Here is a 15,432-nt window from a genome sequence, read left to right on the forward strand (position 1 = left end):
AAGGTGGAACCACGTGCCAACGTCCTTGCAAAAGTTATTTTTGCGAGGACGTTTTTTGTTACACTTTTTAGAGTCTGTAACGAGAAGTACACTTGGTTAGAGTCAAAGAGAAAGGATAAACTATGGAAATCAAAGGATTACGAAAGATTGAACCCTATGTAGCGGGTAGTCAGCCTGCTGAGAAAAATATCATTAAGTTGAATACTAATGAAAATGCTTATGGACCAAGTCCAGCAGTTCATCAATCTTTAGCATCCTTTGATGCCCATCAGTTACGCAAGTATTCGACTTTGGATCAAACGGCTTTGCGTCAAGCTTTGTCTGATCAATTGGGTGTGCCTGCCGATCAGTTTATTATTGGAAATGGGTCAGATGACATCTTATCAATGGCTTTTCTAGCTTTCTTTAACAGTGAGGAAAAAATCATATTTCCAGATTTGACTTATGGTTTTTACAAGGTATGGGCAGATTTGTATCGCATCCCCTTTAGAGAAGTGCCTTTGACCTCCTCATTTGAGATTGATACTCAAGATTATTTGGTCGAAAATGGTGGAATTATCCTTACTAATCCGAACGCTCCAACAGGTATTTATAAACCTTTAGATCAAGTCGAGGAGATTGTAAAGGCCAACCAGTCGGTAGTTGTGATTATTGACGAATCCTATATCAACTTTGGTGGGGGGACGGCCTTACCACTCCTAGAAAAATATGACAATGTGTTTATCACCAGGACCTTTTCTAAGGATGCCTCCCTTGCTGGTCTGCGTGTCGGTTACGGCATAGGAAGTCCAAAACTAATGGCTGTCATCAATGCCGTTAAGAATTCAGTCAACCCCTATAATGTGGATAGCATTGCTGAAGCCTTGGGGACTGCAGCGGTTAGATCTTGGGACTATTATGAGGACATTTGCGCTAAGATTATGGCAACACGTGACTGGTTTAGCCAAGAATTGCAGGCGATTGGCTTTGATGTCCTACCTTCAAAAACTAATTTTGTTTTGGTCAAGCCATACGGAGTGACTGCAGGCCAATTGTTTGCCTATCTCCAAAGTAAGAAAATTTATGTCCGTTATTTTCCAAAAGTGGAGCGTATTTCTGACAGACTACGCATTTCTATTGGAACTCAGGATGAGATGGAGCGTGTATTAATGACCATACAGGAGTTACAAGCATGAAAAAAACGACCTTAGCCTTAGGAATGCACGATAAACTTTTCAAACGTGCCCGTACCATGTATCAGATTGAGCATTGCATTTGTGATTTGTTGATGACAAAGGGTTTTCTTCGTATTGAGACACCAACCTTAGAGCATTTTGAAGTCTTCAGTGATGTGGTGGACAATGGTAACTATAATTTCTTTGATAAAAATGGAGATCTTATTAGCCTACGTCCTGATATTACCAGTCAAATCGGGCGCGTAATTGCTTCCACACAAGTTCATACACCGATTAAATTTTCCTACTCTGGAAAGGTCTTTAACTACAACGAAGAGATGCGTGGCTTGTCCAATGAGCATACGCAGGCTGGTGTGGAAATCATTGGTTTTCCAGTTCATCAGGCATTGGAAGAAGCTGTGATATCTGCTAAAGAGGCCTTGGATGTGGCAGGTGTCAGAAATTACAAGTTTGAATTTTCACATGCCCAGCTCCTGCAACTCATTTTTGAAGAATTAAACCTTCCAGCAGTAAAAGAAGCAGAGTTGGCCACCTATATCCGTGATAAATCAATCACAGGTCTCAAGGAGTTCACTAAAGAAAATCCAAGTCAATATGACAAGGTTTTGGAGCAGTTGCCATTCCTCTTTGGTGAGACAACTGCTGTCTTGACCGAGGCGAGACAGTTAACCGACAATGAATCCTTTTTGACAGCTTTGGATAGTTTGGAAGTCTTAACCAGTCGCCTAGCTGATAATCTCCCAGAGACGACGCTCGATTTGGCTCAATTACCAGCAGTGCCTTACTACACGGGCATAATGTTTAAGGTCTTCGGTGATAAGGTACCGGATGCTTTTGTATCAGGTGGCCGCTACGATAAACTATTTGAACGTTTTGGGGCTACCGAGTTAACAGCGGTTGGTTGGGCTATTGATATCGACTCAGTTTATCAAGCAGTACATGACGATGTGGAATTTGGAGGTGACATGGATGACTAGCAATCAAATCACAATTGCCTTGACCAAGGGGCGTATTGAAAAAGATGCGGTTACATTGCTGGAAAAAGCTGGCTTTAATATGTCTTTCATGGCTGATAAGGGACGTAATTTGATTTTCGAGAGTCCTGACAACCGTTTCCGTTTTCTCTTGGTTAAAGCTCCAGATGTGACAACCTGTGTTAGACACGGTGTCGCAGATATTGGAATTGTTGGGAAGGATGTTCTGGTTGAACATCCGACAGGCTATTTGGAAATGTTAGACCTTAATTTTGGCCTTTGTAAATTCTGCGTGGCTTCAACAGAAGACTATAATCCTAATGACCATAAACGTAAACGTATTGCTACCAAGTATCCAACCATTGCAACTGATTATTTTAATCAAAAGGGTGAGGATGTCGAGATTATTTCGATTCAAGGGAGCGTTGAGATTGCCCCCGTTATTGGTCTGGCGGATGCCATTGTCGATATTGTAGAAACAGGGAATACCCTTGTTGCAAATGGCCTAAAAGTTTATGAAGATATTTGTCGGATTTCAGCACGAATGATTGTTAATAAGGCTTCTTTGAAAAATAATAAGGAAGTCCTGCAATTCATTCGTAAGATTGAATCACTTGTTGGAAACGAGGAGGTACCGTTCGAATGAAACGATTAACTGGAACTAATAAAGAAATTGCTGAGCTTCTTTATCAGGAGCAATTGGAACTTTCAAAAGAAAATAGAGACGTTGAAAGAACGATTCAAGCTATTATCGAAGACGTTAAAGAACGTGGAGACGAGGCCCTTCGTGATTATTCAGCGAAGTTCGATAAGGTTGATTTGACTGATATTGAAGTTGGACAAGATCTTATTGATAAAGCCTTTAAGGAAATTGATCCAGAGGTTTATCAAGCCCTAGTCAATGCTAAAGAAAACATTGAATCTTACCACAAACATCAGTTGGAGGCTGGTTTTGAGGACCAACCAAGTGAGGGAGTTATTCGTGGTCAATTGATTCGTCCCATCAATCGTGTTGGTGTTTATGTGCCTGGAGGAACAGCGGCTTATCCGTCATCAGTTCTTATGAATGTCATCCCTGCTAAAATTGCTGGGGTTAAAGAGATTATTATGATTACGCCGCCACAAGAACACTTTGTTCCTGCAATTCTAGTAGCCGCAAAATTGGCTGGTGTGGACACCATTTACCAAGTCGGTGGAGCTCAAGGAATTGCGGCCTTGGCTTTTGGTACAGAAACGATTCCAAAGGTTGACAAGATTACAGGTCCCGGAAATATTTTCGTGGCGACTGCTAAGAAGCAAGTTTACGGCATTGTCGGTATTGATATGATTGCAGGACCATCAGAAATCGGTGTTATTGCTGATAGTAGCGCTAATCCAAGCTATGTAGCAGCTGATCTTTTGTCTCAAGCAGAGCACGACAAGCGAGCACGTGCCATTTTGGTAACAGATTCTGAAGTCTTGGCCGATGCGGTTGAAAGCGAGATTGAACGTCAACTCAAGCTTTTACCACGAGAAGCGATTGCTCGTCCTTCCATTGAAAATAACGGCCGTATTATTATCACTAAGGACACAGATGCCATGTTTGAGCTCATGAACTCGGTTGCGCCAGAGCATTTGGAAATTGCTATGGACAAGGCCTATGATTATCTAGAAAAAGTGGAAAATGCTGGTTCCGTCTTTCTTGGTCACTTTACGAGTGAACCAATTGGTGACTACTATGCCGGTGCTAATCACATTCTTCCAACGACAGCAACCAGCCGCTTTTCATCAGCTTTAGGTGTACATGATTTTGTCAAACGTATCCAATATACGCAATACGACAAGGCAGCAGTCAATAAGGCAAAACACGATATTACAACCTTGGCTTATGCGGAAGGCTTGCAGGCCCACGCCAAGGCTATTGAAGTCAGAAATGACAATAATTGAGAGAGTAGAGGAAGCAGTTATGAGACAAGCAGAAATTGAACGTAATACCTTTGAAACCAAAATTAAGTTAAGTCTCAATTTGGATGCTCAAGAACCAGTAGACATTCAAACAGGTGTCGGATTTTTTGACCATATGTTGACCTTGTTTGCCCGTCACGGTCGTATGTCTTTGGTGGTAAAGGCTGATGGTGACCTTTGGGTTGATAGTCACCACACTGTTGAAGATGTCGGTATCGTACTTGGTCAAGCTCTTAAAGAGGCTTTGGGTGATAAAGCAGGTATCAACCGTTATGGAACGTCTTTCGTACCTATGGATGAAACCCTCGGAATGGCAAGCTTAGATTTGTCTGGACGTAGCTTCTTGGTCTTTGATGCTAGTTTTGATAATCCTAAATTGGGTAATTTTGACACAGAATTGATTGAAGAGTTTTTCCAAGCTTTAGCCTTTAATGTTCAAATGAATCTTCATCTCAAGATTCTCCACGGAAAAAACAATCACCACAAGTCAGAAAGTCTTTTCAAGGCAACAGGTCGTGCCTTGCGTGAAGCCATTACAGTCAATCCTGACATTCACGGCGTAAATTCGACAAAGGGGATGCTATGATTATCGTCATTGATTACGATGCGGGGAATATCGCAAATGTTCTGCGTGCCCTTGAAAAAATCGGTGTGACTGCAGAATTGTCTGCTGACAAAGAGAAAATTCTAGCTGCAGATGGTTTGATTTTACCTGGTGTAGGTGCCTATCCAACAGCCATGGCAGAGTTGGAGCGAAGAGGTTTGGTAGTTGTAATCAAAGAGGCCGTAGCAAAAGGAGTTCCACTTTTAGGAATTTGCTTAGGTATGCAGATTTTAACAGAAAAAGGACTGGAGCATGAAGAAACAGATGGTCTTGGCTTTATTCCTGGTGTTTGCCGTGCCATTCCTGCTAATAAGGAGCGGCCTGTCCCACATATAGGATGGAATGATTTGACTGTTAAGCAAGCTAGCCCTTTGACAGATGGTTTAGATGGCCAATCTGTCTACTTCGTTCACAGTTATTTTACGGATGTACCTATCCAATATATTGATGTTACTGCAGATTATAGTATCGAGGTTCCAACCATGATCCATAAAGACAATGTTTATGGTGCCCAATTCCATCCCGAAAAATCAGGTGATATTGGTTTAGGTATTATTAAACGGTTTGTGGGATTATGTAAAACCTAGAATCTCGTGAGAACAAAGATTTTTTAGTTAGAAAGGATGGTAGGGGAGATGCAAATTCTACCAGCAATTGATATTAAGGATGGACAGGCTGTTCGTCTCTTCAAAGGAGATTTCAACCAAAAAACCGTCGTCAATCCAGATGTTATTGAGCAAGCAAAAACCCTTAAGAATGCGGGCATCCAATTCATTCACCTTGTTGACTTGGATGGTGCTCTTGATGGTCGTGCCACTAACCGTGACTTGATTGCGGAGGTCAAGAAGATTTCTGGACTTGGCATCGAAATGGGTGGCGGTATCCGCACATTGGAGCAGATTCGTGACTATTTGGCAGTTGGCATCGACCGTATCATTATCGGTTCAATGGCCGTCAAAGATCCTGACTTCGTTAGAGCAGCTTTGGAGGAATTTGGTGCCGATAAGATTGTCGTGGGTATAGATGCAAAGGCAGGTCTTGTCGCTACAGAAGGTTGGTTGGAAACCAGCAATGTGGACTACATCACCTTGGCCAAGGAAATGGAAAAAATGGGCGTAACCCTCATTGTTTATACAGACGTTGATCGAGATGGCACACTGACAGGACCCAATCTTGATCACTACAAATGTTTGGTATCTGAACTCACAACCGCTAAAGTCATCGCTTCAGGTGGGATTGCAGAGCTATCCGACTTAAATCACCTACAAGAGATTGGTGTAGCAGGAACCATTGTCGGTAAGGCCTACTATAACGGCAATATCACTTTAGACCAGCTCAAGTCTTTCGGAGGTTAATATGCTTAAAAAACGTATTATTCCTTGTCTGGATGTCAAGGATGGTCGTGTCGTCAAGGGAGTTAACTTTGTGAATCTAACAGATGTTGGTGATCCTGTTGATTCTGCCCGTGCCTATTATGAGGCTGGTTGTGACGAACTTGTTTTTTTGGACATCACGGCGACTTCAGATAATCGTGAAACAACGGTTGACATGGTGCGACGCGTTGCCGATCAGGTCTTTATCCCTTTCACAGTTGGTGGTGGTATCCGTTCGGTTGAAGACATGAACAAGATGCTCAAAGCCGGTGCAGATAAGGTTGCTGTTAATTCCTCAGCCCATGCCAACCCGCAACTAATCGCTGATTGTGCCCAAAAATTTGGCAATCAGTGTGTCGTGGCTGCGATTGATGCTAAAAAGATGGCTGATGGGAGCTGGCATGTTTTTGTGGCAGGTGGCCGTAAGAATACCGGTAGGGATCTCATCCAATGGGCTCAAGAAGTCGTCGCCTTGGGGGCTGGAGAAATTCTCTTAACCAGTATGGACAAGGACGGCACCAAGTCTGGTTTTGATTTGGAAATGCTTAATCGTGTGGCAGAAGTCGTCGATGTTCCGATCATTGCTTCTGGTGGTGCAGGAAATATTGAGGACATTGTAGAAGTCTTTGAAAAGACAACAGCGACTGGTGCACTGGCAGCCTCTATCTTCCACTTCGGTGAGGTAAATATAGGTGAAACCAAACAAGTCTTGGCAAAAACAGGAATTGAGGTGAGACAATGACAGAGGTTAAACTTGATTTTGACAAACAAGGAGGACTGGTACCAGTTATTGTGACCGATTACAAGACAGGACAGGTGCTTATGTTGGCCTATATGAATGAGGTGTCCTATCAGTTGACCCTTGAGACTAAACAAATGCATTACTGGAGCCGTTCCAGAAATGAGCTTTGGCATAAGGGCGCCATATCTGGTCATTTCCAACATGTCAAAAGCATCAAGACTGACTGTGATTGGGACACCCTACTTATTGCCGTTGAACAAGAAGGAGCAGCCTGTCATACAGGAGCTTACAGCTGTTTCATCACGGATATATATGATGACAATCAAGATAGATAGGAGTAGCTATGTTAGAAACACTTTATAAGGAAGCCTTGGATCGTAAAAAGAATCCTAAAGAAGGGTCTTATACCAATTACCTTTTTGACAAGGGTCTAGACAAGATTCTTAAAAAGGTTGGCGAAGAAGCGACAGAAGTTGTAATTGGAGCTAAGAATGCTGATAAAACGGAAATTGCCAACGAGACAGCAGACATCCTCTATCATTTAGCCGTCATGCTAGTTGAAACAGGGGTTAGCCCTGAAGACGTTGAAGCCGTACTTAAGGCACGACAAGGCAAGCAAAGCAATGTTCATGACCGAAAAGAAGTAACAGATTATTGAGGATTATCTCAACAGATTGAGACTAAGAATAAAAGTTTGAAGTGACGCCTCAGTTTTTTGCTAGAGAAATCCCATGAAGAAAAATACTCCTAATATCTCAATGCTTTCTAGCTTAGCTGTTTTCTTCCTCTGTAATCTAGCGTGTCATATTAGGATATTAGAAGTGTGGGTTGTGGGTTACAAACTCAGTGAAAACGAAAACTTCAAAATACACAAAAACATCTCCGAAAATCAGTCGGAGATACCTTTTTGTTTTACAGAAACGATAGGGGTTACCTTGTGACAGGACTGTTGATCGCTAGGTCCAAATTCCTTCAGCGCAACGTGTATGCTTCAATGCTCAAGGAAAAGGATACATGTCAAATTAAGACTGATGAAAGAAGTCAATCACTTTTGTGGTTGCTTTTTTTGTTAAAATTAACAACTTTTTACACATTCAGCTCATTTGTCTGGCCGAAAAAGTGGTATAATAACTCTTGCTAAATCTTTATTTTGGAGTACATATGGCTAAGTCAAAAAATACTATTGAAAGTCGGATAGATTACTCGATTCTCTTGCCAGTCCTTATCTTACTGCTGGTTGGTATGGTCTCAATTTTTATCGCGACAAATTTTGATTATCCAAAGAATCTCGTTCATGTCATGTCTCAGCAATTACTATGGATTTTTCTTGGTTCAGTACTTGCTTTTGTTGTCATGTTATTTAATACAGAGTTTCTTTGGAAGGTCACTCCCTGGCTTTATATTTTTGGCTTGGGACTTATGGTTTTGCCTCTTATTTTTTATTCACCTTCTTTGGTTGCCTCGACAGGAGCAAAAAACTGGGTCAGTATTGGATCAGTCACCCTTTTTCAACCATCAGAATTTATGAAGATATCCTACATCCTTTTTCTTTCGAGAATAGGTGTTCGGGCTAAACAAGGAAAAGAAGTAACTGAGCTTCAAGATGACTGGTTGCTACTTTTCCAATATGTAGCGGTCACGCTTCCTGTCTTAGGCTTACTGGTTCTTCAAGGTGATATGGGAACGGCCTTAGTCTTCCTCGCTATTTTAGCGGGTATAATAGTGGTTTCGGGAATATCCTGGCGTATCATCTTACCGGTAGTGCTAGCCTTTGCAGCAAGTATAGCTCTGTTTATAATGGTGTTTATCACAGATTGGGGAAAGGAAATCTTGCTCAAGTTAGGGGTTCAGACTTATCAGATTAACCGTATCTCAGCTTGGTTGGACCCCTTCACTTATGCGGATGGCATCGCCTTTCAACAGACACAAGGGATGATATCGATAGGTACTGGTGGTATCTATGGAAAAGGTTTTAATCACCTTGATTTGAATGTACCAGTTCGTGAGAGTGATATGATTTTCACGGTTATTGCAGAAGACTTTGGTTTAGTAGGCGGTGGATTGGTTCTGTTGACCTATCTCTTCCTCATTTATCGCATGTTGCGAGTGACTTTCAAGTCTAATAACCGCTTCTATACCTTTATTTCTACTGGTCTTATTATGATGATTGTCTTCCATATTTTTGAAAATATTGGGGCGGCAGTAGGAATTCTTCCTCTGACAGGTATTCCTTTGCCTTTTATTTCTCAAGGTGGATCTTCACTCATCTCAAACTTGATTGGTGTTGGCTTAGTGCTTTCCATGGCCTACCATACCAACCTCAACGAAGAAAATAAAATTCTTCTGGCTATGTCTCGTCGTATGCGTGCATCTGGGACTAGTAAAGTAAAGGCAGTGTCTAAGACCAAAACTAAGAAAAACAAACCTTCGAAGAGTGCAATCAAGGCCTCACAAGAATTGGTCAAGGCTAAAGATAAGGTTGATAAGGCTACTGTGAAATTACCTCAAACTATTTCTCAAATTAAGCCTAGCCTTCACCAAGGCAAGCGTCGTAAGGGGTCTAAAAAGAAACCAACACGTAAACACTAATTAGAAGCAAGTTGGACAATCCAACTTGTTTTTCTTTATAAAAAATTAAGGTCTGTCCCCTTCTCTTTAGGTCTCCCTGTGGTATAATAGAAGGCGACTATTTCGAAAAGGGGTTTGCTATGATAGAGACAGCCAAGCAGCAAGAACGTGCTATTTTAGTAGGTGTTGAATTGCAAGAGACAGAGAATTTTGACATGTCCATGGAGGAACTTGCTAGTCTTGCCAAAACAGCAGGAGCAGAGGTTGTAGCTAGCTATACTCAAAAACGTGAACGCTATGATAGTAAGTCCTTCGTAGGTTCAGGAAAATTAGAGGAAATCAAGGCTATGGTGGACGCGGATGAGATTACTACGGTCATTGTCAATAACCGTTTAACCCCACGTCAAAATACCAATCTTGAAGCAGCATTTGGCGTAAAAGTCATTGATCGCATGCAATTGATTTTGGATATCTTTGCCATGAGAGCTAGAAGTCATGAAGGAAAACTTCAAGTTCATCTAGCTCAGCTCAAATACATGTTGCCCCGTTTATCTGGTCAGGGAATTATGCTCAATCGTCAAGCAGGGGGCATTGGTAGCCGTGGTCCTGGTGAAAGTCAGCTGGAACTCAATCGTCGTTCTATCCGTAACCAGATTGCGGATATTGAACGCCAATTAAAGATTGTTGAGAAGAACCGAGAGACCATTCGTGAAAAGCGTGTCGACTCAACTACCTTTAAAATCGGCTTGATAGGTTATACCAATGCTGGGAAATCAACTATTATGAACCTTATGACGGATGATAAGCAGTATGAGGCCAATGAACTTTTTGCGACTCTGGATGCAACGACTAAGAAAATATACTTAAAAGATCAGTTTCAAGTGACCTTGACAGATACGGTTGGTTTTATTCAGGATTTGCCAACAGAATTGGTGGCTGCCTTTAAGTCGACGCTTGAAGAAAGTCGTAATGTGGACCTCCTTTTGCATGTCATCGATGCTAGTGATCCGAATCACGAAGAACATGAAAACGTGGTTTTAGATATCCTTAAAGAACTGGACATGACTGATATTCCTCGCCTAGCTATCTACAATAAGATGGACGTGGCGAATAACTTAGTAGCAACAGTCTTTCCTAATGTTCGTCTCTCAGCGCGTGACAAGGGAAGTCGTGAGGCTTTGCGAAGACTCTTGATTGATGAAATTCAACAGAATTTTGAACACTTTAGTATTAAGGTTAATCAGGACCAAGCTTATAAACTTTATCAGTTGAGTCAATTAGCCTTGTTAGATAGCTATAGTTTTGAGACAGAAGTGGAAGAAATTACAGGCTATATTTCACCGAAAAATAAATGGAAATTGGAAGAGTTTTATGACTGATTATATGGATTTAGCTTTAAAATATGGTGGTTTTACAAGTTTAGATAAGGTATATCTTCAAAATACCTTGTCAGACCTTTCAGACAATCAAAAACTGGCCTTTATTACGCCACCACCAAGTGTTATTAATGCTTATTTTGCAGAGATTTACCAGAAACAGTCTCCAGAAGCAGCAACGGATTACTATTTGGAGCTTTCGAAAGAACTTAACCTCTTTAATCCAGTACCATCTTTTGATGAACACAAGCCCTTTATTCGTCTCAATCTGTCAGGAAAATCTTATGGTTTTTGCTATGAAAATGCTGATGAAGTGGCCCTAGTCTTTGCTGAGCATTTAGAGGTTCCAACGACTGATATTTTGTTTGAGCTTGCTCAAGTTTTCCCACAATATAAGGTTTATCTTGAAGGGACTCAAGTTAAAATGGCCAAGGTTGACTTTGATGAAGAAGTATTGGAAGAGTTGACACCAGAGACTCAGTTACTTAGTCGTGTCACTAAACTGAAGGGAAATGTCATTAAGTTAGCTAGCTTCAATCAAGATGAATTAGTGGAACTTTTGTCTCAATATAAAGATAAAGGGCAAACTGTTTATTATGGATTTGCTCAGCGTGAATGCCTGGCTTATATTGTCCAAAAATAAGAAAAACGATAGATAGAAAGTATAGAAAGTCATGGAATTACAATTTTTAGGGACGGGCGCCGGACAGCCATCCAAGGCTCGTAATGTATCGAGTCTGGTTTTGAAGCTCCTCGATGAAATCAACGAAGTCTGGATGTTTGACTGTGGGGAAGGAACCCAACGTCAGATTTTAGAAACAACAATCAAACCCCGTAAAGTTAAAAAAATCTTTATTACACATATGCACGGGGACCATATCTTCGGTTTACCAGGTTTCCTGGCGAGTCGTTCCTTCCAATCTAGCGAAGAACAAACTGACCTTGAAGTTTATGGACCAGTTGGTATTAAGCAATACGTCATGACCAGCATTCGTACCTCAGGGACACGCTTATCTTATCATGTGCATTTTAAGGAAATTGATGAAAATAGTCTAGGTTTGGTTATGGAAGATGACAAGTTCGCTGTTTATGCAGATAAGTTGGATCACACCATTTTTTGTGTTGGTTACCGTGTGGTTCAAAAGGATCTCGAAGGCACCTTGGATGCTGAGGCCCTTAAGGCAGCAGGCGTACCATTTGGTCCGCTTTTTGGACAAATTAAGAATGGACAAGATGTGGTTCTTGAAGATGGAACGAAAATCATTGCCAAAGACTTTATTTCCGCACCTAAGAAAGGTAAGGTTATCACTATCTTAGGTGATACCCGTAAGACAAATGCCAGTGTTCGACTTGGATTGGGGGCAGATGTCCTGGTCCACGAGTCTACTTATGGTAAGGGTGATGAAAAAATTGCCAAGAGCCATGGTCATTCAACGAATATGCAAGCAGCCCAAGTAGCTAGGGATGCGTCAGCTAAACGCCTTCTTCTAAATCACGTATCAGCACGTTTTTTGGGGCGTGATATCGGTAAGATGGCAGCAGATGCTAAAACGATTTTTGAAAACACTCACATCGTTCGTGACTTGGAAGAGGTAGAAATCTAATGGCTAAACAACGAATTATCGCTATTACTGGTGCCTCAGGAGGTCTTGCTCAAGAAATTGTCAAGCAGCTCTCCCTCAGTGACGGCATTATCCTCTTGGGACGAGACAAGGACAAACTTGAGAAATGCTATCGCCATGTGAAAAATAAAACCTGTCTTGCTATTGACCTCAGAGACGACAATGCCATTAAAGAAATGGTCGATTATCTCTATCAACGCTTTGGCCGTATTGATGTTTTTATCAATAATGCTGGCTTCGGTGAATTTAAGTCTTATGATAATTACACTAGTCAAGAAGTTCGTGATATGTTTGACATCAATACCTTGGCGACAATGACTTTTTCACGCTTAATTGCAGAGAAAATGGTAGAGCAAGGCTATGGCCATATCATCAATATCGCCAGCATGGCAGGAAAAATTGCGACAGCCAACTCAAGTGTCTATGCGGCAACAAAGTTTGCGGTAATTGGCTTTTCAGATGCCTTGCGTATAGAGCTGGCTGATAAGGGAGTCTATGTGACTACGGTCAATCCAGGTCCAATTGAGACATCTTTCTTCGATCAAGCTGATCCCTCTGGAGCTTATCTTGAGAGTGTTAAGAAGTTTATCCTCAGTCCTAAATATGTGGCTAAAAAGATTGTCCGTATTCTGGGCAAAAATAAACGTGAAGTTAATCTACCACGACTCTTAGCAGTTGCTTACAAAGGCTATACACTCTTTCCCACGATAGCTGATTACCTTGCACGAACAAGCTTTAATTATAAATAAAGAAAGAAGAACATGATTACATCAACGTATGATTGGAAAATAAACACAAAAGAGCCAGATGCTGGCTTTTTTAAACTTGCTAAAGAACATGGACTGGTAAAAACAGCAGCCAAGATTGCCTATGAACGTGGCATTAGGACAGAAGAGGCACTTGAAGACTTTCTAAAGGCAGATTTATCGCACCTTCATGATCCTTATCTGCTTCATGATATGGATAAGGCAGTGGCTAGAATCCGTCAGGCTATTGAAAATTATGAACAAATCTTAGTATATGGAGATTACGATGCGGATGGTATGACGTCAGCCTCGATTGTCAAAGAAGCCCTTGAAATGATGGGAGCTGAAGCTCGAGTATACTTGCCAAACCGTTTTACAGATGGTTATGGACCAAACGAAAGTGTCTATAAGTATTTCATTGAGCAGGAAGGTATTTCACTCATCATTACAGTGGATAATGGGGTAGCTGGGAATGAGGCTATCGCTTATGCGCAAGAGCAAGGTGTGGATGTTATCGTCACAGACCACCATAGCATGCCGTCACAGCTTCCAGAAGCTTATGCCATTGTTCATCCAGAACATCCAGGTGCTGATTATCCCTTTAAGTATTTGGCAGGTTGTGGAGTAGCTTTCAAAATAGCAACGGCCCTCCTCGAGACCATACCAACAGAGATGTTGGATTTGGTAGCTATAGGGACTATTGCTGATATGGTTAGCCTGACCGATGAAAATCGTATTATGGTTAAGGTTGGACTTGAAATTCTCAAGACTACTGAGCGTATTGGGCTTCAAGAATTGCTCCGTATTTCCGAAGTAGACCTAACAACAATTTCTGAAGAAACAGTGGCTTTCAAACTAGCCCCTCAACTCAATGCCTTAGGACGTTTAGACGATCCAAACCCAGCTATTGAACTATTAACCGGATTTGACGATGAGGAAGCGCAAGCCATTGCTCTGGAAATCAATGCCAAAAATGAAAAACGTAAGGAAGTTGTTCAAAACATCTTTGATGAAGCCATGAGCATGGTAGACTTGGATAAACCAGTTCAGGTTTTGGCTAAGGAAGGCTGGCATCCTGGTGTACTCGGCATTGTTGCTGGCCGCATCATGGAGCAGATCAGTCAGACAGTAGTAGTTTTAAATATTGAAGATGGCTTGGCTAAGGGATCAGCTCGTAGTTTGGAATCTATCAATATCTTCCAAGCACTTGATGACCACAGAGACATCTTTACTGCATTTGGAGGGCACGCTGGAGCAGCTGGTATGACCCTTCCAGAGGAAAATCTTACTCAACTCTCAGATATTTTATGTAGTTATGTCTACGATAATGACATTGATACGAGTGCCAAAAATACGCTTAATTTAGACGAGGAGCTACAACTCGGTGAGCTTGGCTTGGATACCATAAGGAGCCTCGAAAAACTAGCACCTTTTGGTATGGATAATAAAAAGCCAGTCTTTTGGCTACATGATATTACCGTTACTCAAGCTAGAACTATGGGGCAAAATGGAGCTCATCTTAAGTTTAAGGTTAAGCAAGGCAAGGCTAGTTTTGATGTTGTCGCCTTTAACAAAGGGCATCTGCTTCAAGAATTTCAGCAAGCTCAGGGGTTGGAATTAGCAGTGACGCTGTCCGTTAATGTATGGAATGGCCAGACAACACTACAGCTCATGTTGGCAGATGTGCGCGTGGACAATGTTCAGTTATTTGATTTTCGCTCAAAAAATATGATACTACCTGAGGGCCTACCAACTGTAGAAGAGGCCTCAGACGAAGCAACTGCAGTTGTCCTCGACACCCTACCGAATTCAGAGACGGAATTAAAAGAGTGGTTTGACGGTAAGGAATTCCAGGCCATTTATTTTAAGAATCGCATTAAGGAAGCCTATTATCTGACAGGCTATGGAACTAGAGAGCAATTTGCAAGGCTCTATAAAACCATTTATCAATTCCCAGAATTTGATGTGCGCTATAAATTAGATGACCTCAGTCATTATCTTAAGATTGATAAAATTCTTCTCATCAAGATGATTCAAATTTTTGATGAATTGGGCTTTGTCACTATTGATAATGGTGTCATGACAGTTAATAAAGAGGCTGGAAAACGTGATATTGAGGAAAGCAAGATTTTCCAGGACCTTAAACGTCTTGTCAAGTTCCAAGAACTCATGGCTTTGGGAACACCACAGGAAATTTATGATTGGCTCTACAAGCAGGAGCAGTAGTGCCTAACTAAGATAATTGGTTTAGAATCTAGAGGTTAGTATTTTCTAAATCCATGGATTCATGCTATAATAATATGTAAAT

General features: G+C 41.4%; 15 protein-coding genes and 1 pseudogene. All 16 read left to right on the top strand.

Translation table 11 applies throughout. From position 1 onward, the window contains the following. The first annotated feature begins 122 nt into the window (after positions 1-122). The 16 genes and pseudogenes from hisC (at position 123) to recJ (ending at position 15,350) form a co-directional block, all read left to right on the top strand. Positions 123-1,175 (top strand): histidinol-phosphate transaminase, encoded by a 1,053-nt coding sequence (gene hisC, locus MHH90_RS03990; protein WP_084828882.1) that lies wholly within the window; start codon positions 123-125, stop codon positions 1,173-1,175. After that, positions 1,172-2,152 (top strand): ATP phosphoribosyltransferase regulatory subunit, encoded by a 981-nt coding sequence (locus MHH90_RS03995; RefSeq protein WP_014608424.1) that lies wholly within the window; start codon positions 1,172-1,174, stop codon positions 2,150-2,152. Before hisC ends, MHH90_RS03995 begins: the two co-directional genes overlap by 4 nt. Beyond that, positions 2,145-2,795: an ATP phosphoribosyltransferase gene (hisG, locus tag MHH90_RS04000; protein WP_023909728.1), complete on the top strand. Its 651-nt coding sequence runs from the start codon at positions 2,145-2,147 to the stop codon at positions 2,793-2,795. The genes MHH90_RS03995 and hisG overlap by 8 nt, the downstream gene beginning before the upstream one ends. Continuing rightward, positions 2,792-4,075, top strand: coding sequence for a histidinol dehydrogenase (gene hisD, locus MHH90_RS04005; RefSeq protein WP_023909727.1), 1,284 nt, complete (start codon positions 2,792-2,794; stop codon positions 4,073-4,075). Before hisG ends, hisD begins: the two co-directional genes overlap by 4 nt. Before the next feature lie 19 nt (positions 4,076-4,094). Then, the gene (gene hisB / locus MHH90_RS04010) at positions 4,095-4,679 is read left to right on the top strand and encodes an imidazoleglycerol-phosphate dehydratase HisB (protein WP_014608422.1); all 585 of its coding nucleotides are present in this window, start codon (positions 4,095-4,097) and stop codon (positions 4,677-4,679) included. Continuing rightward, the gene (gene hisH / locus MHH90_RS04015) at positions 4,676-5,284 is read left to right on the top strand and encodes an imidazole glycerol phosphate synthase subunit HisH (protein ID WP_340725788.1); all 609 of its coding nucleotides are present in this window, start codon (positions 4,676-4,678) and stop codon (positions 5,282-5,284) included. Before hisB ends, hisH begins: the two co-directional genes overlap by 4 nt. Before the next feature lie 48 nt (positions 5,285-5,332). Then, positions 5,333-6,052: a 1-(5-phosphoribosyl)-5-[(5-phosphoribosylamino)methylideneamino]imidazole-4-carboxamide isomerase gene (hisA, locus tag MHH90_RS04020; RefSeq protein ID WP_023909725.1), complete on the top strand. Its 720-nt coding sequence runs from the start codon at positions 5,333-5,335 to the stop codon at positions 6,050-6,052. 1 nt (position 6,053) lies between these two features. Beyond that, the gene (gene hisF / locus MHH90_RS04025) at positions 6,054-6,812 is read left to right on the top strand and encodes an imidazole glycerol phosphate synthase subunit HisF (protein ID WP_084828880.1); all 759 of its coding nucleotides are present in this window, start codon (positions 6,054-6,056) and stop codon (positions 6,810-6,812) included. Then, positions 6,809-7,147 (top strand): phosphoribosyl-AMP cyclohydrolase, encoded by a 339-nt coding sequence (gene hisI / locus MHH90_RS04030; RefSeq protein WP_023909722.1) that lies wholly within the window; start codon positions 6,809-6,811, stop codon positions 7,145-7,147. The genes hisF and hisI overlap by 4 nt, the downstream gene beginning before the upstream one ends. Positions 7,148-7,155: 8 nt before the next feature. Then, positions 7,156-7,470, top strand: coding sequence for a phosphoribosyl-ATP diphosphatase (gene hisE / locus MHH90_RS04035; RefSeq protein WP_084828879.1), 315 nt, complete (start codon positions 7,156-7,158; stop codon positions 7,468-7,470). Between the two features lie 503 nt (positions 7,471-7,973). After that, positions 7,974-9,143, top strand: a pseudogene (locus tag MHH90_RS04040) (FtsW/RodA/SpoVE family cell cycle protein); the annotation flags it as partial. A gap of 377 nt (positions 9,144-9,520) precedes the next feature. Further along, positions 9,521-10,759: a GTPase HflX gene (hflX, locus tag MHH90_RS04045; RefSeq protein ID WP_084828878.1), complete on the top strand. Its 1,239-nt coding sequence runs from the start codon at positions 9,521-9,523 to the stop codon at positions 10,757-10,759. After that, a complete protein-coding gene (locus MHH90_RS04050) occupies positions 10,752-11,399 on the top strand; it encodes a cystathionine beta-lyase (RefSeq protein ID WP_011681259.1) in 648 nt (215 codons plus the stop codon). Before hflX ends, MHH90_RS04050 begins: the two co-directional genes overlap by 8 nt. Positions 11,400-11,430: 31 nt before the next feature. Continuing rightward, the gene (gene rnz / locus MHH90_RS04055) at positions 11,431-12,360 is read left to right on the top strand and encodes a ribonuclease Z (RefSeq protein WP_011226135.1); all 930 of its coding nucleotides are present in this window, start codon (positions 11,431-11,433) and stop codon (positions 12,358-12,360) included. Continuing rightward, positions 12,360-13,127 (top strand): SDR family NAD(P)-dependent oxidoreductase, encoded by a 768-nt coding sequence (locus MHH90_RS04060; protein WP_011681258.1) that lies wholly within the window; start codon positions 12,360-12,362, stop codon positions 13,125-13,127. The genes rnz and MHH90_RS04060 overlap by 1 nt, the downstream gene beginning before the upstream one ends. 12 nt (positions 13,128-13,139) lie before the next feature. After that, positions 13,140-15,350, top strand: a complete 2,211-nt coding sequence (gene recJ, locus MHH90_RS04065) for a single-stranded-DNA-specific exonuclease RecJ (protein WP_340725789.1) — start codon at positions 13,140-13,142, stop codon at positions 15,348-15,350. Positions 15,351-15,432 lie beyond the last annotated feature (82 nt).

Source organism: Streptococcus sp. FSL E2-3488 (assembly GCF_038003585.1).
GTDB lineage: Bacteria > Bacillota > Bacilli > Lactobacillales > Streptococcaceae > Streptococcus > Streptococcus thermophilus.